Source organism: Polyangiaceae bacterium (assembly GCA_016715885.1).
Taxonomy (GTDB): domain Bacteria; phylum Myxococcota_A; class Polyangia; order Polyangiales; family Polyangiaceae; genus Polyangium.
In genome coordinates, this window is sequence record JADJXL010000001.1 from 430332 (window position 1) to 450757 (window position 20426).

Consider the following 20426-nt stretch of genomic DNA (forward strand, 5'->3'; position numbering starts at 1 on the left):
GTGGGACATGTGCTATGACTGCAAGTCGTGACAACGGGCGCTGGCAAGCGTGCGCGCACATTGGGAGAATGGGTCCACGCCATTTTGCTGTGGGTGGCAGTGGCTTTTTTCGTGCTGACGCTCCCGTTGAGTTTTCCGATGTTGGCGGCGTACAAGGCGTGGCATCGGGAAAAATGGCGAGGGAAAGGCGCGGGGTTCATCTTCATTCTGTGGGTCGGGATGACCGCATTGTGGGCACTGCTCATCGTTGCCTACGTGAACAAGGGATGGGCTGGGCTCCGCACACTTTTTTACATTGGTCTTGCGGGCATTGTTTGGACATGCGTGGTGATGGCGGTTTTTCGCGTGATTGTCGAAGCCATCGCACTCGTGGTCAAAATTCGCCGCTGGTTCGACAAGCGATCGAAGTAGGCGCGCCCCTCATGACAATCAGGCTTGCGCGTGCCCGCGCGATCTGCAAACTATCGTCGCCCAACGCACGGACAATTTCATGAACACCGACCTCGTTACGATCGATTCGCATCCGCTCCTCGATGCAAAGGTTTTTCTCGCCAAGTTTCCCGAGCCGCTCGGGCAAGTCACGACACCTTCGCGAATTCGTGATGGTTTGTCCCTGAGTGCTCCGGCGCCATTGTCCACGGACGATACCGTACGTGGGCATGTGCGGGATTTGCTGCGACATGGCGGCTACAAACCCACCGGACGGGGCAAACCGTCGTCCGAGTACTTGCTTCGCGCCGTTGGGGAAGGGGCGCTTGGCGCAATCAACGTCGCGGTGGATGCGTGCAACGTGGTGTCGCTGCATAGCGGATTGCCCATCAGCATCATCGATCTCGAAAGGGCGACGCCGTGGCTCAGAATTGGCATTGCGCCGCCCGGAACGAAGTACGTATTCAATGCATCGGGTCAGGAAATCGACGTGGGAGGTCTCTTGTGCCTATTCGACGCGGATGGACCATGCGCGAATGGCGTGAAGGATGCGCAGCGCACGAAGACGCACGCGGATACGCGCGTGACATTGGCGGTCGTGTGGGGAAGCAAAACGCTCGATGGTCGTGCGGCGCGGGCAGCCGCGTGGTTTCGGGGATTGCTCGAAGAAGCGGGGGCGACCACTGAAGAAATTGGGTACGACTGACGAGCTTCACAACGAACGCGGCGGGGTGATGAGACGGTCTCTTTTCACCGAGGCGTTTCGCTCGACGGTATCCAAAAGCCATTGGTTTCGCTGGGCAATACGTACACCTTGGTGGGTAACACGTTCGTCCAACCAGCAATGGTTTCGAGCACGTAAAATTCGGCTCCTGCTTCGATGACTCCAATGGGCGCTTCCGTTTCGGTTCGTCGGAAACGAATGGGAATGTCCCGCGGGGCTCGAGCAATTCGAGGCGGAGGATCCATGACGAGTTTCGCACCAGCGACGTTCGTTTCGGGAGGAATGTATTGATCCATCATTTCTCCCTTGGGTAGTGCATTCAAGTCCGTTTTTCGAATCCAACCGTCGATGGCGATATCGGCGCGCATCATGCCGTGCACGTAGATGCCGCTTGTTTCTTCGCTCCAAAACAATTTGACGTCGTCGGTGGTCATGCGCAGCGTGAAAACGGCATTTCCACCTGGACCGTCGAAAATATCGATGTCCTTGCCTTTGGCCAGATAACCTCGACCATTGCCGGGGACGGTCTGCGGCCTCGGGGTGCCTCGCTGGAGCGCGAGCGCATCGCAGGACGTGCGTACGCGAGCCAATTGATTGCTCGTGCCGAAGATTGGCATTTCAACGGTGACCGCGCCGGGGTGCGCGCCGGTTATCTTTACCTTTTGGGCACTTGCAATCCATATCGAACCGGCCACGATGGGGATGTCGCGACTGCTATAGACGGGAATCGCCGTCGTATCGACATAGCCATTGATTCGCACGGATGGCTCGGTTGCGCGTGTGGAGACCTTCGAACGCTGGATTTGCGGATCCGGCGGAATGTCGCTCATCGATAGGGGCGCGAAACCACCAGTGAACGTGGCAATCAACCGACCTCCCGACGGAGCGTCATAAATGGCTGTGCCTTTCGCCATCGGCGGCGTGCCTCGAATGACGCATCCGGGCCCCGTTACACCAATCGACACGATCGCCGGAGGCGGCGGAGGCGGCGGAGGCGGCGGCGGTGGAGGAGGCGGTGGCGGAGGCGGCGGTGGCGGCGGAGGTGGTGTCGTGGCCGCATAGGTTGGTTGCGGAGGCGCTGTTACGACGGGCGTAGGCGTCGGAGTCGGTGCCGGAGGTACCACGGCTTGCGTGGGCCATGGCGAAGGCGCGGCAGCCGCCGTCGTCGGGCAGCTATACACGTAACGCACTTCGGTGACCGTTCGAGGCTCGGTTTGCTCGGAACCGCACGCAACCAGGAAGGGAAGTGCGCCGGCCGTCACCATGAAGATGGATGTGATGGCGTAAGAAAGCGTCGAGCGTCCGCTGGCAGTCTTCATGATGCCGAGCAGCATACCATGTTTTTTCTGGATATCGAACGGAATTGCGATTTCTTGCCGCGCGGCAGTGAAATCGAGCGCACGACAATGCGAATTGGCATCGATGATCAAAACCTGGCGCCGAAAGACAAACCCGCAAACCCCGGGCTGGCAGCAGGTACGAGCATCATGTCACGCAGACCCGGCGATGGTTCCCTCGTGGGGACCTTCTCGTCCTTCTTTGCTTTGGGGGGGGTGAGTTTCGGGTCGTCGAAGTAATAGAGCAAGAATCCGAGCGCTGCAGTGGCGCCAGCAACGTTGAAAGCAACGGTCGAGCCGACGAGCAAGTCGGATTGTTGGGTGCGCAAGGTGGAGTACGTGGCCAATTCCTCGGCCGTGATGGACCCAGCTTTGCGGCGCTGATCGATTTCGGTACCTTGGGCATACGCGGCCCCGGATCCCATGGCCATGAGCACGCCGCCTCCGGCAATGAGAACCCCCGTGCCGAAAAGAATGAAAGAACCGATGCGCTGGCGAGTTCGCGATAGATCGGCTTTCACCTTGAGGCTTTGGCCGCGCGAAACGGCATAATCTTTCGTATACGTGACGAATCCACTTTGACTGACCGAAATGGTTCGCTCACCGGCATCGATTTCGAGCGGAGTGACGAGCGGGAGCGAGCCCATGGGCAAACCATCGACGGTCACGGTCGAACCTTCGCGTCCTTCAATGGAAACTTTGGCGGGCATGGGCCGGAGCGGCACGTCGATGGCCGTCATTTGTTTTTCGCCCGCGTAGAGCTCGCGTTCTTCGGGGAAATATCCCGGCGCTTGAATGACGACTTTGTGTTTGCCCGGCGTGACTTCCACGGGCTCGAGCGTGCGAGGTTTGCCCCCGTCGATCGAAATCATGGCGTCTTCGACTTGCGTGGTCACGGAAATCTGCGTCGGCTGTGGCGGATCGGGAGTCGTCGCTGCCGCCTCTTGTTCGGCGGGAAAACGTGCGAGGATCGCTTCGATTTCCATGATGGCCGACGACGCATCTCCGCGCCGTTTGCCCGTCTTGTCTTCCGCGAGAAACCGCCGGTAATGTTCGAGCGCTTTGCGGAGATTTTGCGGTTTGGCGTCGACCGTGTATTGCCGCTTGTACGATTGGCCAATCGAAAAAATGAGGCCCGGGCGCTTGGTCAGAGCGTATGCCTGCTCGAATGCTCGAATCGCGTTGAGGTAATCACCTTTTTCGTACGCCTTGGCTCCGGTCTCGAAATAGGCGCGCGATTGCGCATCGACGTCTGCGGCGAGAGCTGGCGCTCCCGTGAAGAGGAGCGTCGAAATGACCATAAAAACGGCTGCGGATCTCATTGGAAACGCTCCTTGCCAAGATAGAGCAAGAGCTTGCCAGCGTCGGCGACGATGAGGTCTTCGACGCCATCGCTATTGGCATCGATGGCAAGCAAAGCTTTGCCACCACGGACGTTCGCGAATGGGATGCCGTAATTGTGCATCTCCAAGGGGCGCTTTTCAACGAGCGTGGGTTTCGAGCCGCTCTCTTCGTCGGCGGCGGTTAGCTGGAGTTTGGCGAAGTACACGTTGTTGTCCGTCAATATCGCCAGTTCCTTGTAATCGTCGTCGTCGATGTTCAGCGCGACGACGTCCACGATGTTCCCATCATCCCTCGTGGCAGGATTTTCATCGTACGCCGGAGCAAAGTCGAATCTGGTGACGTCGGTGGCATTCATGGTGCCGGAAACGTTCTGCTCGTCTCCGTTCCAGAAAATGAAAATCGTGGACTGCGTGTCCGTTCGTCCCGTGAGTATCACGTCGCGCAGACCGTTGTTGTCGACATCGACGAATGTATACGGCTGTCGCGCTGCACCGAATTCAGGCAACTTGATGGTCTTGTCGATGTCCGCCAGTTTGCCATTCAATGAGCTGAAGTTGTCCTGACCTTCGTATTCGATGAGCCCCATGCCCGACGTGGACTGGTTGTGCAGGAATACGGCAAGTGCATCGTTGGTCGAATCTCGGTCCACGGGGGCGAAGAGGAACGATACATTACCCAAGTCCAAGCCACTTGCGACCGGGAGCGAAGAACCATTGTTTTTGCAACCCGCAAGCCAGATCGAACCCGTCGATCCCAATGCAACGACGTTCGATGGCGTGAGCTCGGTGTCGAGCGACATGGGATCCTTCCCAAACTTGTCACACGCCGGCAACCCGAATTCAGAGACGAAAACCCCATATACGTTGTCGGTCCCCGCGACCTCGGGTTTGGTGGTATCCATCTTGAGCGAAAGCGGCGAAACGAGGTTTCTCGTGACGTTGCCTTGAATCAGTGTCAGCGGCATGGGCTGGTCCGGGCCGATGGGAGCCGACGACAACACCACCAGATCCGAAATGGGATCCGGGATGTCGAGCAGATTCGTACCCTTGATGCGTCCAGCCACGATGTGCTGCGCATTCATGACCGATCCGAGAAGCGTCGGAGCCGAAGGCAATGCGAGTGGATTGCCGAAAATCGCATAGATTGGGCTCGGACCGCTCATCATCATCCCGCCCTCGACCGGCGGCCTGTATCGAAAAGCCGCATCCGCAATCAAATCGCCGTCGAGGTCTGCACTGACGAGCTCGTCGACGGGAGCACCAACGGATATGGTGAGCGTATTGAAATTTCCCTCGGGATGCAGGAGCCACAAGTCGAGCACGGCTTCATCCTTGCGCGCCGCGAGAATATCGGGAAGCCCATCACCATTGAAGTCGCCCGTGACGGCATGCGCCCAACCCTTCGGATCCGCCTTGGGATCGGGATCCATCGTCGGCGACGCATTGGCATTGCACAATCGCAGGGCCTGACCCGCGGCGTAAAATACGATGCCGGCTTGGTCGACGAAATCCGCATAACCGTCCAAATTGATGTCTGCCACGGCGAGCGGCGCGCCGGCAAGATTGGGCGAACCTTGAATGCAGCTACCAAGGTCCACACCAATGAACGGCTCGACGGCACCGAAGGCCATTCCGTCGAATTTCCGTACTTTCATCGAGGGGACCCCGTCGAGTACGCCAAACACGAGGTCATCGTCCCCGTCCGCATCCACATCGACGAAATAGGCGCCGCCCCAAGGAACGCCCGCATCGAATGGCATGCCTTCGGAGAGGATGTTGTTCTCGCACCGAGATGCAATCGCCAATCGGGCCGGCGTGGGGCCTTTGGGACCGATCACGAATGCCGCCACGCCGCACGTGGGATTGTCCTTGGGAATCCCCGTCGTCGCGACGGCTCCCACGAGCGATCCCGGAATGGCGCCGAACTCGTCAATCGAAGCACGTTCGTGGCCGCCATCGGGATAGATCACGATCATTTCGATGTACGTGTTCCCGTTGCTTTCGCTGAACCCGAGCATTGCACCGTCGAATGCGTAGGCACCGAGCGGAACCAGCCTGTGCGTGTTTGGCGCGACGAACATCGTCGTGTAGTTTTGAGGTACGAACGAACGATCCTCTTGCCCCAAAAGAACACCGACCGAACGTTCGAGCGTCAACACGATGTCGGACAGTTTGTCCCCGTTGACATCACCGACCCCCGGAGCCCCGCGTTCATTAGGTAGTGTAATCGTGCGCTCGACGAACCCGTTCGTCGTCAAGAAATGCACGTCCGCCGTGCTGAATCCGACGGCAACGACATCGTCCCGACCGTCGCCATCGAAGTCACCACTCATCAGTCTCTGCGTACCACCCCCGGCAATCGTAATGGGCGAATCCGACAAACCACCCGCTTTGCGACAAATTCCATCGAGCCCGCAATCATGGCCGCTCGGGCACGTGATTTCGGACTCATCGTGGTACTCGCATGTGTAGCGGCACGCTCCAACCTCGAAAGGAGCTCCACACCGCGTCTGTTTTGTTCCTGGCGCAGCATCGGCACCCGCATCGCGCTGGGCTTCGTCGCACGCTTCCCCATTGTTGGGCTCGACGACCCAGTTGCCACATTGATTTTCCGAAATGCTCGGCAGCGTTTGGCAACTCGCCAAGCCCAGCGCCATCGCCAAAGCCCCGAGCATCAGCAGTGTGGTTCCAAGAAAAACCTTTTTGCGTCGAAAAGACAAGCGATTAGTAGTCGAGATCATCACGCTTCCCCGTGTTGCTCGGTTTTGGCTTCACCGTTGCAACGGTCTTGTCGAGCGAAATCGGAATGAGAACGTTCTGGGAAGGTGTAATCGGAATGCTTTTGGATTGGTATCCCTGGGCCGAAAAGGTCACTGTGAGCGGCGCATCGCCACGAGGCAATCGAAGGGGACCCGGAGCCGTGCCCAGTTTGCGTTCGCCCAAGTAGACGTCGACGTTTTCCGGCGTCGCCTGAATACGCAATTCGATGTCTTCCGATACGGCCGCTGATGCCGACGGCGCAGCCGTAGAGACCGGCACGATCGTCGGAGCCGCCGACGGCGCAACTTCTGCGGACGGCGTCGTCACCGCGGCCGGCGTTTCTTGCGTCGCTTGCGTCGGGCGCGTCATGACGAATCCCGTCGCCAGCGCTGCGATGCCAAAAGCAGCAGCAATCGCCAAAACAACCGTTCTCTTGCCCCCAGCTTTCGATTCTCCCGCGGCCGGCAACGTCGTTTGCGGATCAATCGTCACCCCAGGCTGCACCATCGTCGCGGCAAAAACATCCTCCGACGACTTGTTCTGCGGCATGTCGAGACGCGGAAGCCTTTCACTCGAACGCGTCGCTACGGTCGGCACGTCGATACGCGCCGAACGCGCCGCCTCGACGAGCGCATCGACCGCTGCAACGAGCGTCGGCGGACGCGCGGCTGGATCCTTCTCGAGCATCCGCAAAATGGGTGCATCGAGCGCCGCGGGTATGTCAGGACAAACAGACGATGCCGCAGGCGGTTTCGAGCCCACTTGGGCCATCATGACATCCATGATGTCTTCGCCCGTGAACACGGGCTGCCCCGTGAGCATCACGTGGGTCATGCACCCGAACGAATAGATGTCCGTTCGATGATCCACTTGCTTGCCGCGGCATTGCTCGGGCGACATGTACAGCGGCGTGCCCATCGGCGTCCCTGTGCGCGTCTTCGTTTGCTGCGAATCGCCGAGAAGCTTGGCGATGCCGAAGTCGAGCAATTTGGGTATCACCGCGCCGTCTTCGTCGAAGACCAGAAACACGTTCTCGGGCTTCATGTCGCGGTGCGCGATGCCTGCCGCGTGCGCTGCATCGAGCGCTCGGCCAATCTGACGCAGGATCGGAATCGCTTCTGCAGGACGAAGGCGTCCACGCTCGCGCAGGTACTCTTCGAGCGTTTTGCCCTCGAGCAGCTCCATGATGTAGTACTGGCGGCCATCATCGAGCTTGCCGAAGGCGAAAATGTCGATGATCCCGCGATGTCGGATTTGGTTGACCGCGCGCGCTTCGGAGATGAAGCGCGAGACCATCACCGGGTCAGCGGAAAATTGCGGCGAAAGGATTTTGATCGCGGCCGACTTGCCGATGACTGGATGAATCGCACTGTAGACGGCGCCAAATCCGCCTTCGCCAATCTTTCGCTCGATGCGATATTCACCGACGACGTGGCCAGGTTTCAGCGACAGGTCGTCGGTCGGAAGCGTCCCGTCGTCCACGAGCGCCGATCCATCGGCCGCACAAGTGGTCACGTCGTCGGGATAACGGGTAAGGCAAGTCGGGCAAGTGGCCATGGAGCGGTTTGGAGCTAGCGTACACGGGTTGGCGATCGAATAGAAGCCCCGAAGGGGAAGCTCTGGTCACAGCACATTTCAGACACACTCGTACGCTTCCCAAGCTCGCTCTCATGCCGCAAACGCTCGTCTCGAAATGCCTCGCTCGCGCGCTCGAGGTCGTCGTTCCGGCGCTGGATATCGCAGCAGGGCGCCCACGAGGGCCCGAACCTCCTCTGTTTTGCCAAGCGCGAGGGTTCACCGAGTTCCTTGCATTGCTGCCCGATGACGAGCTCGAACGTTGCGAATCCGAAGGGCTCGCAAAGCGCCTGCCGACGCTCGAAAACGTTCCCCCGTCGCTCTCGAGACTCGCCGAAGAGATGCTCGATGTGGCAGGTTTGCCCGCGAAGTTCCAGAACGACAAACCACATCGTTTGGGCAAGCAACGCTTGGTGTCCGAGCGTAAACAGAATGAAATCGAGGCGCTTCTGGCAGCCGTCGCACCTTTTGCGGCGCGCGCTCGGCGCATCGTCGACGTGGGTGCCGGACGAGGACATTTCACGCGCATCGCGGCCGACGTCTTCGATCGCGACGCGGTGGGCATCGAGCGCGAGCCCGAGCGCGTGACGACCGCTCTACGAATGAGCGTCGGATCGCGCGCGAGTTTTCGGCTGCTCGATGCGAGTCGCGAGCCTTTGGCGCTCGACGCAGGTGACCTCGCGATCGGTCTGCACGCGTGCGGAGCGCTAGGCGATCGCTTGATTTCGGCCGCAAAAGAAGCTCGATGCGACGTGGTGCTCGTGTCGTGTTGTTTGCAAAAGATCGAAGCTGCAGCGCGGCTGGCATCGTCGCGTGCTGCAAGGCAAGCGGGGCTCGTATTGTCGAGAGAAACGCTGGGTTTGTCGAACCTCGTCTCGCGACGGCAAGGCGTTGAACGGGCGCTTCGTGAAACGATGGAAGCGCGCCGAAAAAGGTGGGCGCTGACGCGCTTGCTTCGGCATCGCGGAGTTGCGGTAGAGCCTGGCGAAGAGATGCGCGGCATCAATCGACGAGCGGCCCACCGGCCTTTTGCCGAGCTTGTCGAGAAGGCGCTTTCGGTTCGAGGTCTTCCGGCTGCGTCGCTTCGCGAGATCGACGAGCACGATCGAGATGGAGCGATCGAGTTTGGGAAAATGCGGCGTTTTGCGCTGCCACGAGCGATGATGGCGCGTGCGCTCGAAGTGACCGTCGTGCTCGACCGCGCGGCAATGCTCGAAGAGCATGACTACGACGTTCATGTCGCCGAGGTCTTCGACATGGATGTTACACCGCGAAACCTTGCCGTGATGGGCCGAGCATCATGGCGAGCGTCTACGTGACGTCCGCGGTGCTCGCTGCTAGTTTCAACGGGTGTCGTCGTATGATCTAGCCACCATCGTTTCTCGGCTCGCGGCTCGCGAATCCTCGCCGGGAGAGCACGCTGTCGATGGTCACGCCGCGGTAGCTGCCATCTTGCGCGCGCCTCGAGATCATCACGAAGCGCAGATCCTTTTGATTCGTCGCGCCGAGCGCGCGGGCGATCCGTGGTCGGGTCACATGGCGTTTCCCGGGGGAAAACGCGAAGAAACCGATCCGAGCTTGCTCGTGACGGCGAAGCGCGAAACGCAGGAAGAAGTGGGTCTCGATCTCGAACGGCACGCGCGTTTGCTCGCTCGTTTGCCCAGCGTGCCCGCGATGACTCGCGCCAAACACGCGGGAATTCTCGTCACACCGTTCATCTTTGCGATGCAAGACGCGGAGCATCCGGCATTCACATTGAGCGACGAGGTAGCCGAGGCGTTTTGGGCGCCGATCGGGCCGATGGCACGAGGCGAGATCGCGACGACGTTTCCTTATCGTCACGAAGGAACACTCCATCAATTGCCTGCTTTTTCAGTGCAAGAACGCATCGTATGGGGGTTGACCCACCGCATGTTGAACATGCTTTTCGAAGCGCTCTAGTTGATTTGAACCGGCACGATCTTCGTGCGTCGCGGTCGTTTCTTTTTCTTCGGTTTCTTCTTGGGCGGGGACGGGGCTCGCGTTTTTCCCTGGGCCGTGGGAAGCCAAGGCGCACTGCGGTCGATGGGTAGCGGTGCATCGGCCGGGAGGGCTTGTTCGCCCGATCGTTTGACCTGAAACGAAGTGCTGACCACGTTCGTCATGAGCGCGCCGATGTTCGACAAGTCGCCCTTGCCGCGAATACCAATCGGAATGCAAAAGCGGCTCCGGCGCTCCTCGTCGAGCTCGTCGTAAGGAATGAATCGCCCCTGATCGTCGCGGATTCCTCGCACGCCGCCGCCAGGCTGCATGGCTCCTTCGATGGCGGCCGCGAGTTGTTCCACGACTTCATTGGCGCAAACTGGTTTTACATCGATTTTTTCTTTGGTGCCTGCAGGGTATTGCACCTTCGATTCGACTTTGACGACGACCGTGACACCTTGTTTGTCCGGGCCCATCTGGAGCGTTTTTCCCGCAAGCGATCGACGTGCAGCGTCGGCGACACCGGCCCATTGACCCACGTCACCATCGGTTGACCCGACAAACCTCACGCTTTGTACGTTGCCTGCTCCATCGAGTTTTACCTCGAACGTGCCTTTGACGTCCGTCAGCGCCGATCCTCGCATGGCATCGCCGATCGAGCTTGCCACGACGCCTGCGGCTGGAACGTCGATACCCGCTGCTTTATCGCGCGAATGCAGCGTTCCCGATAGAACGCGCGAAGCAACGTCGCTCGGCACGATAGGCGCAGCCGCAATGGTCGTCGGAGCCGGTTTGGGCAATCCCGCCGAAGGCATCGCGCCGGGCACCGACCACACAGGACCTGACAAACCCGGAACACCCGCCACGGGATCCGGGGGCGGCGGCGCTCCATACTCATCCGTTGGAACAGGGGCCGGCAAAGGTTTTACGGGGCCAGGCTCCGATTCGGCGGCTCGAGCCGCGGGTGCGGGCTCCGGTTTTACCGGTTGAGGTTCCTCTTCGTCGGCAGTATCGTCCGATGCTGGGTCTGCTGCGGGTTCGGCCACGGGCGCGGCCGGAGGTGTGCGTGCCGTGAGCTCTGAAGTGGCAGCGCGTGTCGCTGCGGTCTCTGCGGGCGCTCGTGCCAAGGGCGATGCGTTTGGCGCGCTCGGGCCGGACTCATTTGCCGAATCGATGTCGATCATCGTACCGGCAGGGACGTCGATGATTGGCGGTGGCGGCTCTTCTTCCACGTGCGGTGTTCGTGGCGCCAGCGTGAGAAAGAGCACGTGCGCAACGATGGCCGTAGTAGCAGCCCAAATCTCCCGCCGCCGATCAGCTCGCACGCTTGTATGTTGACACGCGGAGATTGCATCGTCGAGTGCGGGGTGATGCATGCGTGCGGAAATTGCAGCGTCCGCACTGCGGATTTCGCGCGGAGCTGCGGCGTCGAATCGTCGATATGCGTGAAAACCGCGGAACGCCGCGTCGGCACGGGACCTGCTCTAAGGGCAAACCGAGCGGCGCGGAAACGGCGGCCGCGAGACGAAACGAGAGTCCAGAGGTTTCTAGGAGGATATCATGTCACGCACCAGCTTCATTTCTTGCTTGTTCGCAATCGGTTCCATGCTGTTTGCCGCTGCTTGCGTGAATTCGAGCGGTCCGCATGACGAGTCCGCGGAATCGGCCGATCAATTGCAGGGTCAAAATGGTTCGAAAGGACAACATCCGCACAAGCCGCCTCCGCCTCCGCCTTGCGAAAGCGACGATGAATGCGTAGAACATTGCCCGCCCGATGCAATGGGTTGTGCGTGCGTCGAGCTTCCCAAGGGTGGCAATGGTTGTATTCCGACGTGCGACGAGGATGCGGATTGTCCGGTGGCGCCCGAAGGTTTGCCCCCACTTTCGTGCCACGAAGGCATTTGCGTGCCGCCGCCTCCTCCGCCCGGTGGATCTTGCAGCGCACCGCCGCCTCCTCCGCCACCGCCCGGTTCGGACGATGCACCGCCTCCTCCGCCAGAGCCTTGATCTCGAACGCTATCTATCGCGCATTGGTGTTCGGTTATTCGATGTGCTCCGCGCCATCGATTTCCGACGCACCAATGGCGCGGTCGGTCTGCAATGCGAGAAATGGCACGCGGGGTACGACCATCGTCGGTGCTGCTGCATGGGGCATGTAAATCGTGCAGTCGTGCAATGCGACGAATCCGGTGCGGTGCGCAAGGTGATCGGATACGCGAACGCCTTCGAATAAATCCAAGAACCCTTCGATGACGATCCCGCCGTGGAGCAACCAGGACGTCTTATGTGCTATTTTGCCTTCGACGCGCGGAGGAATTTCCACTGTACCCAGCGGAGCCACCGCGACGGTCGCTGAACGGGTGAGCGCGAAAAAGGGATGCCTGACCGTCTGCTCGGGTAGCTTCACGTCGACGAGGCGAAAGAGCTGGACGGGTCGGTTGAGATGGTCGACGAGCGCAATTTTCGCCGCAATTGGCAGGGATCCCTCGATCCACCCTGCATACGAGAGAATGCGGCAAGCGACGGTCCTTTTTTCGTTTGAATTTGCAACCATGGTGAAATGTTTTTCGTTTTGGTGAATTGTCTTATTTCGAGGTGGTCTCGACCGGAACTTCGTTTTTCGATTGCTTGAGTATCGTACCTGCCATGCGTTCGGCAGGCAGGATCCACGGCACTTCGGAAAGCGGAATGATGCCGGCTCGAACGAGATCGAGGGCGCTTTGGCGCATGGTCACGGCACCTGCATCGAGCGCGATGTCGCGCAGCTCGTCCACGGGTACGTGGTGTGAAATGGCCTTGCGAATTGCGGGTCCCAATCGAAGAAATTCGACGACCGCGACTCGGCCGAGCGTTCCTCGACGATGGCATCGATTGCATCCGCGTCCCTTGAAAACTCGAAATCCGCTCGGTACACCCAGCGGAAAAAGTTCGGATGCAATTTCAGGATCGGGTTCGGTTTGCACGCGGCAAGTTTCACAAATTCGTTTGGCGAGGCGTTGCGCGATGACGGCAACGAGCTCGCTGGCTACCGAATTCGGGTGCATACCAAGGTCGATGAGACGCTGGACGGCGTCGATCGTATCGTTGCAATGCAGCGTCGAAAGCACCAAATTGCCGGTTTGCGAAGCGCGGATGGCTTCGAGCGCCGTTTCGGAGTCGCGAATTTCGCCGACGAGAATGACGTCCGGGTCTTCCCGGACGAACGCGCGCATTGCGTTCGCGAAGTTGAACCCCAAATCGGGTCTCGCTTGCGCTTGCTGCACACCCGCAATCGCATATTCGATGGGATCCTCGATGGTGATGACCTTTCGCGTCGCGTCTTTGGCGATGTATTGCAATCCCGCGTAAAGCGTCGTGGATTTACCCGAACCCGTGGGTCCGACGACGAGCACGAGGCCGCCCGGACTGTCGAGCAATCGACGATAATCCCGAGCCACTAGCTCGGAATAGCCCAGGTCCTCGATATGCAAGATCTTCGTGTCTTGCGGCAATAAACGAATGACGACGTTTTCACCGTGCAGGCTCGGTTGCGTCTGGATGCGCATGTCGAAAGCTTTGCCGCCCGCATGGCGCCGAATGCGCCCTCCCTGCGGAACTCGATGCTCGGCAATGTCCATGTGCGCCTGGACTTTGATGACGTTCACCAACCCCGTCAAATCATTCGGTTCGACATGAATACGATCGAGATCCCACAAGTCGCCATCGACGCGCAGGCGGATTCGGACACTTTTTCCCTCATGCTCGAGGTGTATGTCGCTCGCTCGCTCCGAAATTGCTTCAATGAGCAGCGCCTCGAAAATGGCAATGAGATGGGGATGTGCTTTCGTATCGTGGGCGAGTAGATCCGGTTGGTCGCGAGGGTGCGTCGCCGAACCGCCGGTATTCGCAAGCACCTTGTCGTCCTGATTGCGCTTCAGATCCGTGAGTATCCAAAGGCGCCGGTAATCCGTCGGTGTGACGAGCACCAGGCGTGCTGCCCGAGAATGCAAGGCTTTGAGCACATCGTCCGGGACGACGGTTGGATCGGTCGTGGCAATGACCACGTCGTCACCCGTGCGCACGATTGGGAAAATGCCGTTTCGCTCGAGATACCCGCGGGGTAGCGCCTCGAAAAGAGTGCCGTCGAGGAGCGGCGAAAGAGATTCCACCGACGAAAAGGGCAGTTTCCACTGTGCTGCGAGGGCACGATACACATCGACCGATTCGACGAGCCCCTGGCTAGTCAGCGCTTCGCCGAGCCGCTCGTGATGCGCTCGCGCCTCGACGGCTGCGCGTTCGACGACGGGACGTTCGACGATGCCCGCATTGACGAGCAGATCGCCCAGGCGGGGTCGTGCAGCGGCAGCTTCGGGCGCGACGCTTGGGGATGTAACTGATGGTGCTTGCTCGGCTTTCTTCGATTCGGGCATGGACCGAGCAGCAGCATAGCCCTTTGCGCGCGCGGCGGAAGGCTGGTCACCCGCGTGTCTACATTGGCCGATTGAAGCTGCTTGCGTCTCTGACGGCGGCAGCGGTACCGTCTGCTCTCGATCTTCGGCCTCGAGCCGTACCAGGAACGGGTCCGTGCCCTTATCATCGCCCTTCCCGATCCCCGTTTCTGCGCTCAAACCCGTCTCTTGCGGGTCGGTTCTTTGGCGCAGCGCGGGGCACCTACGCGCCACGTTCATCGTCAAGATCACCCTTGGGCTCGTTCACGAGCGCACGGCATGGCCGACGACGACGCTCGAGCTCGTCACGGAAGATCGCCGTCGTGACGCCAATCCCAATGCGAGCTTGGTGGAAGCGGCAGAGGTAATGCCGTTTCTGCCGAGCGCGGGCGTGATTTTGTTTGCGCACGCATGCGCTCCTCAAGGCCGCCCCGTGCCTGCGCTTTCTGCGCGCCTCGCCGTGTTTCGCGAACGTAGTTTGATCGACAAGACCGTGCACGTATTCGGCGAGCGTGCCGCAAACGCACCGCAACACCCGCGCCCCTTCGAACGTGTTCCGCTCGTCTACGAGCGCACGTGGGGGGGACCAGGCAGCGAGGACAATCCCGTCGGTGTACCTGCGGGAGCCGCATGGTTGCCCAGCATTTGCGATGCGACAAACCCAACTCGAGCTGCTGGTTTTGGTCCGATCAGCCGGCAGTGGCCTCAACGCAAGCGTCTTTTCGGCGCCGCAGACTCGACGTTCATCGATGCGCCGATAGCCGACTTCCCCAGCGGTTTCGACTTCCGTTGGTTCAATCCGGCCCCTTTGGATCAACAGATCGAATACCTCCGCGGCGACGAATGGATCGTGCTCGACGGCATGCATCCAACGCTTGCTCGCGTGCAGTCTCGTCTGCCGCAGATGCGAGGCAAAGCGTGTGTCTTTTTCGTTGGGACCAACAGCGTGAGCCACAGCCAAGTCGTCGACCTCGTGCAGGACATGCTCGTCATCGACGCCGAGCGCCAAGTGGCATCCGTTGTTTTTCGCGGCAGCTTGCCGCTCGATTCGCTCGACATGCTTCCCCGCTTGCGCGTCTTTGCCGACGTGGAATTGCCGGGGAATCCAACACGATGGCCGGAAGCAGCGGACGTACTGCGAGCGCCTGCGCCTGCGCCCATTGCGTCGCCGACGACCCCGAGCGCAGCGGCTGCTCAATCGATTTTTACGACGCAAGCTGCGCGCGAGGACAGCTCGGTCAGGCCCGTGCTGCCGTTTCAGCCCAAACCTCTCGGGTCCATGACCGTCGTGCCGAACATGATTGCGCCGCCACCGCGCCCGCGTGTCGAGATCGACGAGAACGATCCGCTGATGCGTACCGTTGCTGCGGACGTCGAAGACAGCGCGCTTCGTCCTGCGATTCCATTCGCTGCAAGCTCTGCAGCTCCTGCTCCACAAGCGGCTGCGCCTCCGCGGTCGCAACCTCCGCCCCCCGCGCGTGTGCGCTGGCGCCTCCGCGCATTCAAGTGTCTCCGCCGCTGCCTCGACCCTCGATGGACGACGACAACGCAACGCGAGCGATCGACATCAGCGCGCTGGAGGCGAAACGCGTTGCCGTCACGCCGTTTGCCGCAGGCGCCGCGGGCAAACCCGTCGCCGGATCGAGCCCCATCCCCGGTGCGCCTTGGAGCCCCGGCTCGGCACCGCCGCCGCCCGTCGTTCGGACAGACCTTGCGAAACAGAAGCAAACGGTGGCGTTCAGCATCGAAGATCCACACACGCAAGCGGTCTCTGAAACGGAATTCGAAACGCTTCCGTTTACGAAGTCGGCATCGTCGAGCCGCGTCGAGGTGCCCGACGCTCCCACACCTTCGCCGTCGCGCGTCGAACCGCCCGCCGTGGTGAACCCCCCAGCGTTCGTCGAACCGCCCGTACGCATCGAACCGCCTGCGGTGGTCGCGCCCATCGCCGTTGCACCACCGCCTGCTGCGCCAGCATCCGCGCCGCAACCTCCGCCAATGGTACCGCCGGTTGTCCGGACCGACCCTGAAGCCTCGAGCGTCGTCGCAGCGCCTCCACCGCCCGCGCAAGCACCCGCGCCGGTTGCATCGGAAGAACCCCCGGAGAAAGCCGCAACGCCACCGCCTGCAGTGAGTGCTTCGCCGCCGGTAGCAGCAGCCGCGGTGGAAACCGGCATCCGAGCGACGATCATCGAACGGCTCCGCGCTGGCGTTCCAGCGCCACTCCACGGCCTCGCCGTTGCTGGTGCAGACCTGAGTGGCCTCGACATGCGAGGCGCCAACTTGTCGGGTCATGACCTCGGTGGTGCGAAGTTGTGTAAGACAAACCTGACCGGTGCTCGGCTGGGTGGTGCGCGTCTCGTCGATGCCGAACTGGAAGAGGCCGATCTTTCGAACGCCGATCTCGCCGGCGCGGATTTGACGCGTGCAACCCTGACGAAGACCCGCATGTCCGGAGCGAACATCGACAACACGAATTTCACGGCCGCTCACGGCGATGGAGCGATCTTCGATGGCTCGAAGGGGCGCGCGACGTTGTTCGTTCGCGGCCAATGGCTGGGCGCGTCATTTCGCTCCATCGACGTCCTCAGCGCCGACTTTACGGGAGCGGCACTCGATGGAGCGATCCTCGAACGCGCCGTCATTCCCGACGCCAAGTTGAACGATGCTCGCGGCAAAGGTGCGAACTTCGACGGCGCTCGAATCGACCAAGTTCATGCCGACGGAGCAGCCCTGGTCGAGTGCACGTTCCGAAATGTCGATGCCAAGGGTTCCATTTGGGAAAACGCAACGCTCGACGGATCGTCGTTCGACGAAGCTCGCATGGAGAATGCGGTGTTCGTGCGCACGAGCTGTCGTGCGACGAAGTTTGTCAATGCAAACCTTCGCGGCGCCAACTTTGGTAAAGCCCAAGGCGATGGTGCCGATCTTGGTGGGGCGAACCTGGACAGCGCCGATTTCCGCCAAGCTCGCTTCTGTGATGCTCGTTTCGAGGGCGCGAAATTGCCCAACCTCCTTGCGCCTCGTGCCGACCTTGCGCGCGCCAACTTCAGCCATGCCGATTTGTCGAACGGGAGCCTTCGCGCAGCGCAACTCGGGGGCGCGAACCTGGCCCACGCGTGCCTCGATGGCGCGGATTTGCGCGATGCGGATCTCAAGCGCAGCGTGCTTTTCAAGGCATCTCGAACGGGCGCGAAGCTGAGCGGTGCGAACACCAAAGACGCGATCGAAAACGATCCGAACGGGTAGCGTTTCGTCCGTCCTTCGACCCGTGAACATGCGAACCCCCTGGCTGCCGCTCGAGCATTCGATCGTCGCGACTGCGCGATCTTCTGTCGCGGCAACGTTCGGCTTGGCGCTAGTATTGCGACACGCTGTCGACATGAGGGGCTCCATCGCGTCCGAACACCTGCGCGCGTCGCGTCTTCCGCCTCGCTGGGCCCGTGACGTCGAGGGCGCGCGATGCACTTGCGGATGGAGCGCATGCGCATGGACGTCGTGAGCGATTGCGTTCTACCGCCCGCGGCGTGTCGCGACGAAGAGACGTTGCGCGTTTTCATTCAGACGCGGATCAGCCCGAATGCATGGCCGATCCTGTCGCCCTTGCTTCGACGAACGGTTCTCGCCGAAGGAATCGACCTCGAAGCATCACGACGGTTCGCGATGGATGCCGACGCCATGGAACGCCTCGTTCGCGTTTTTTATACGCGGATGAGTCGCATCGAGCGCGTGCTCGGTTTCGACAACGCGTTCCATCGCGCACTGCACAACCACGAGGTTCTGCTGCGACTTCTGCTGCTCGAGTGGCCCGACACGACGGCTCCGCCGGAACACATTCGCCGCGCGGCGTTGTGCGTGCATCCGACGATCGACAGCATCGCTTCGGTCGTGAAAGAAGCTCTCGCGACGCTTCTGGAGATGGGTGTTCCGTCCGCTGTACTTGCACGTGACGTGCTCGCAGCAGCGGGACACGACTACGGTCATTCGGGAGGTACGGATCGGCTCGATCCAAGCGGCACGCCAGCTCCGTTCACGCACGAAGAAATGGCTGAAAAGCATGTCGCACCGATTGGACTCGAGTTCGGCATGCCTGTCGCACTGGTACTCGAAAGCATGGCGGGCATCCGAGCGACGACGTTCCATTCTCGCCCCGGGCGTGATCGCATCCACGCCGCTACCGAGTTCGAACGCAAGTTGACGCTTGCGGACATCATGGGATGCATTTTGCCTCCGCATCTCTGGCTCACGCACGTAGGCGCGCCGGTTCTTCTAGAAAAACTGCCCGTTTGGCGCAGAAGACTCGCGCAACTTCCTCACGAGCTGCGCGCGATCGACACCCAACTGGCCGACGCGAACCTTGGTAATGCCGAGCGCACGCGCCTCGTGGCCGAACGCGAGCTGCTCGGTGCGGAAGACGCGCGCATCATCAAGCACATCGAGGAATGGTTTCGAAGCGAGCGAGGGTTTTTCTCGTTCATTGAATCAGCACGTTTGTCGACCGTCGCGCGCGCTCACGAACTTTGGGGCGACATTCTCCGCGAAAAAATCCTTCTCATGGACCGAGTGATCGAGCGGCGAGATCTGCTCGAACCACTCGTGGCGCAAGGGTTCGCGTTTCTCGAGAGCTACGCGCAATTGCTAGCCAATGCGAAGGACATCAGAGACGTCGTAGCGAGTCGAGACATCGATCCTCGTCTGAGCGAGATACTCACGATGTTCCTCCCGGAAAAACTCGCTCCTACAGCAGGCTGATTTTCCAGGGCGTCAGGGTCGGATCGTACGACAGCGCAATCATCCGAGCGCGATAGGCATCGTGTTTCGCCTTCTCGTCGGCGAACGCGGTCGTGATGACGCCAGCACCAGCAGGCTGACCAAAGGCATGATCGAGCGCCGCCACGCGATCGCCTGAAACCACGAGGTCATCCACGTACACCACGACTTCACTCGGCAGTGGGCGGCCGATGTTCACGAGGTTCTGCGCAATCTCGTGCGCCGGATCTTCCTCGTAGCTGAACCGAGGTCGCGTCGCTTCTTTGTGCACAAAGCATTGCCTGACTCGGCCGAAACCCAGCCGTTCGAGCTCGACCGCGAGCTCGCGCGCGGGCCACCTGTCCGTCATGCGGTTCTGACGCATGATGTTCGGCGCAGGGACCGGTACGAGCGCGATGTTTGGTCGCGTGATGCCGAGGGCCGCACGCACGTCGCGACCATGCACCGATAAAATGTCGGCAACGTACGAATACGCGCTCGCAGGAGTCTCGAGCCGCACCATCTGGTTGCTCGGATGCATCGGGTGCTGGATGGTGCTCGGAATCGGCTCTTTGCGCTGGTTAGTCACGAGGTACACGAGCCCGCGCATCGGGTTCGCGTTGAGCCCCGCTTGGGGCGAACCCAGCTTGTAATACGAGCCGATCGAGTACCCCTGAACGATCCTCACGCGGCGATCTCCAGGGCTGTGACGAGAAGTCCATTCGTCGCACGGACACCGCGGCACTCACGGCGCAGCGCGTTGCGCGTGTGGCCATCGGGAGCGTTCGGTGACACGCTCGGTCCGGACAACATCGACGCGACCTTAGCGCGTTGTTGTGGATGAGGGCCACCTTCTTGGCACATCGAACATCGCCACAAAGCCTGCATCGACCCGAGGTGCAGACGGCGGTCGCCAAAAGGCGGCAGCATGACCCGCATGATATAGGATCTTCGATGCGAGGCGTATCTTCGTGAGCCGGAAATCTACGAGACGCAGACGGAAATCTCGGCTCCTGTACGGGTTCGTCATACTGCTCTTGGGCGTCCCGAGCGTCGTCGCTGCGGCATGCCGCGCCGAACGATTGCTCGACGGAATTTCCCCACGCCAGAGTGACGCTAC

General features: G+C 60.7%; 16 protein-coding genes. 8 read left to right on the forward strand and 8 right to left on the reverse strand.

All coding sequences use genetic code 11. The features are described 5' to 3' along the window. Window positions 1-27 precede the first annotated feature (27 nt). Entirely contained in the window at window positions 28-411 is a 384-nt protein-coding gene (locus IPM54_01905; GenBank protein MBK9258568.1) for a hypothetical protein, read from the forward strand. A 79-nt stretch (window positions 412-490) separates the two neighbouring features. Beyond that, window positions 491-1135, forward strand: coding sequence for a hypothetical protein (locus IPM54_01910; protein ID MBK9258569.1), 645 nt, complete (start codon window positions 491-493; stop codon window positions 1133-1135). A 44-nt stretch (window positions 1136-1179) separates the two neighbouring features. Here the strand turns inward: IPM54_01910 and IPM54_01915 are convergent, their stop codons facing one another. The 4 genes from IPM54_01915 to IPM54_01930 form a co-directional block, all read right to left on the reverse strand. After that, on the reverse strand, window positions 1180-2472 hold the full coding sequence (locus IPM54_01915; GenBank protein ID MBK9258570.1) for a hypothetical protein: 1293 nt from the start codon (window positions 2470-2472) through the stop codon (window positions 1180-1182). A 107-nt stretch (window positions 2473-2579) separates the two neighbouring features. After that, window positions 2580-3812, reverse strand: coding sequence for a PEGA domain-containing protein (locus IPM54_01920; GenBank protein MBK9258571.1), 1233 nt, complete (start codon window positions 3810-3812; stop codon window positions 2580-2582). Further along, a complete protein-coding gene (locus IPM54_01925; protein MBK9258572.1) occupies window positions 3809-6574 on the reverse strand; it encodes a VCBS repeat-containing protein in 2766 nt (921 codons plus the stop codon). Before IPM54_01925 ends, IPM54_01920 begins: the two co-directional genes overlap by 4 nt. Then, window positions 6558-8108, reverse strand: a complete 1551-nt coding sequence (locus IPM54_01930; protein ID MBK9258573.1) for a serine/threonine protein kinase — start codon at window positions 8106-8108, stop codon at window positions 6558-6560. Before IPM54_01930 ends, IPM54_01925 begins: the two co-directional genes overlap by 17 nt. Window positions 8109-8263: 155 nt before the next feature. On the opposite strand from IPM54_01930, the gene IPM54_01935 reads away from it, so the two are divergent. Then, window positions 8264-9487, forward strand: a complete 1224-nt coding sequence (locus IPM54_01935; GenBank protein ID MBK9258574.1) for a methyltransferase — start codon at window positions 8264-8266, stop codon at window positions 9485-9487. 31 nt (window positions 9488-9518) lie between these two features. Then, window positions 9519-10109 carry a CoA pyrophosphatase gene (locus tag IPM54_01940; GenBank protein MBK9258575.1) on the forward strand — a complete coding sequence of 197 codons (591 nt, stop codon included), beginning with the start codon at window positions 9519-9521 and terminating at the stop codon, window positions 10107-10109. On the opposite strand, the gene IPM54_01945 is transcribed toward IPM54_01940, so the two are convergent. Further along, the gene (locus IPM54_01945; protein MBK9258576.1) at window positions 10106-11455 is read right to left on the reverse strand and encodes a hypothetical protein; all 1350 of its coding nucleotides are present in this window, start codon (window positions 11453-11455) and stop codon (window positions 10106-10108) included. The two genes, IPM54_01940 and IPM54_01945, sit on opposite strands and share 4 nt — an antisense overlap. Before the next feature lie 235 nt (window positions 11456-11690). Between IPM54_01945 and IPM54_01950 the strand changes: the two genes are divergently transcribed. Continuing rightward, window positions 11691-12137, forward strand: coding sequence for a hypothetical protein (locus IPM54_01950; protein MBK9258577.1), 447 nt, complete (start codon window positions 11691-11693; stop codon window positions 12135-12137). Between the two features lie 34 nt (window positions 12138-12171). On the opposite strand, the gene IPM54_01955 is transcribed toward IPM54_01950, so the two are convergent. After that, window positions 12172-12684 carry a hypothetical protein gene (locus IPM54_01955; GenBank protein MBK9258578.1) on the reverse strand — a complete coding sequence of 171 codons (513 nt, stop codon included), beginning with the start codon at window positions 12682-12684 and terminating at the stop codon, window positions 12172-12174. 31 nt (window positions 12685-12715) lie between these two features. Beyond that, window positions 12716-14797 carry a Flp pilus assembly complex ATPase component TadA gene (tadA, locus tag IPM54_01960; GenBank protein ID MBK9258579.1) on the reverse strand — a complete coding sequence of 694 codons (2082 nt, stop codon included), beginning with the start codon at window positions 14795-14797 and terminating at the stop codon, window positions 12716-12718. On the opposite strand from tadA, the gene IPM54_01965 reads away from it, so the two are divergent. From IPM54_01965 to IPM54_01975, 3 genes are all read left to right on the forward strand, one after another. Continuing rightward, a complete protein-coding gene (locus IPM54_01965; protein ID MBK9258580.1) occupies window positions 14694-16442 on the forward strand; it encodes a DUF2169 domain-containing protein in 1749 nt (582 codons plus the stop codon). The genes tadA and IPM54_01965 overlap by 104 nt on opposite strands. Continuing rightward, a complete protein-coding gene (locus IPM54_01970; GenBank protein ID MBK9258581.1) occupies window positions 16436-17806 on the forward strand; it encodes a pentapeptide repeat-containing protein in 1371 nt (456 codons plus the stop codon). The genes IPM54_01965 and IPM54_01970 overlap by 7 nt, the downstream gene beginning before the upstream one ends. A gap of 213 nt (window positions 17807-18019) precedes the next feature. Next, complete coding sequence (locus IPM54_01975) at window positions 18020-19309, forward strand: hypothetical protein (protein MBK9258582.1); 1290 nt, start codon at window positions 18020-18022, stop codon at window positions 19307-19309. Here IPM54_01975 and IPM54_01980 read toward each other — a convergent pair. After that, window positions 19296-19994, reverse strand: coding sequence for a hypothetical protein (locus IPM54_01980; protein MBK9258583.1), 699 nt, complete (start codon window positions 19992-19994; stop codon window positions 19296-19298). The two genes, IPM54_01975 and IPM54_01980, sit on opposite strands and share 14 nt — an antisense overlap. Window positions 19995-20426 lie beyond the last annotated feature (432 nt).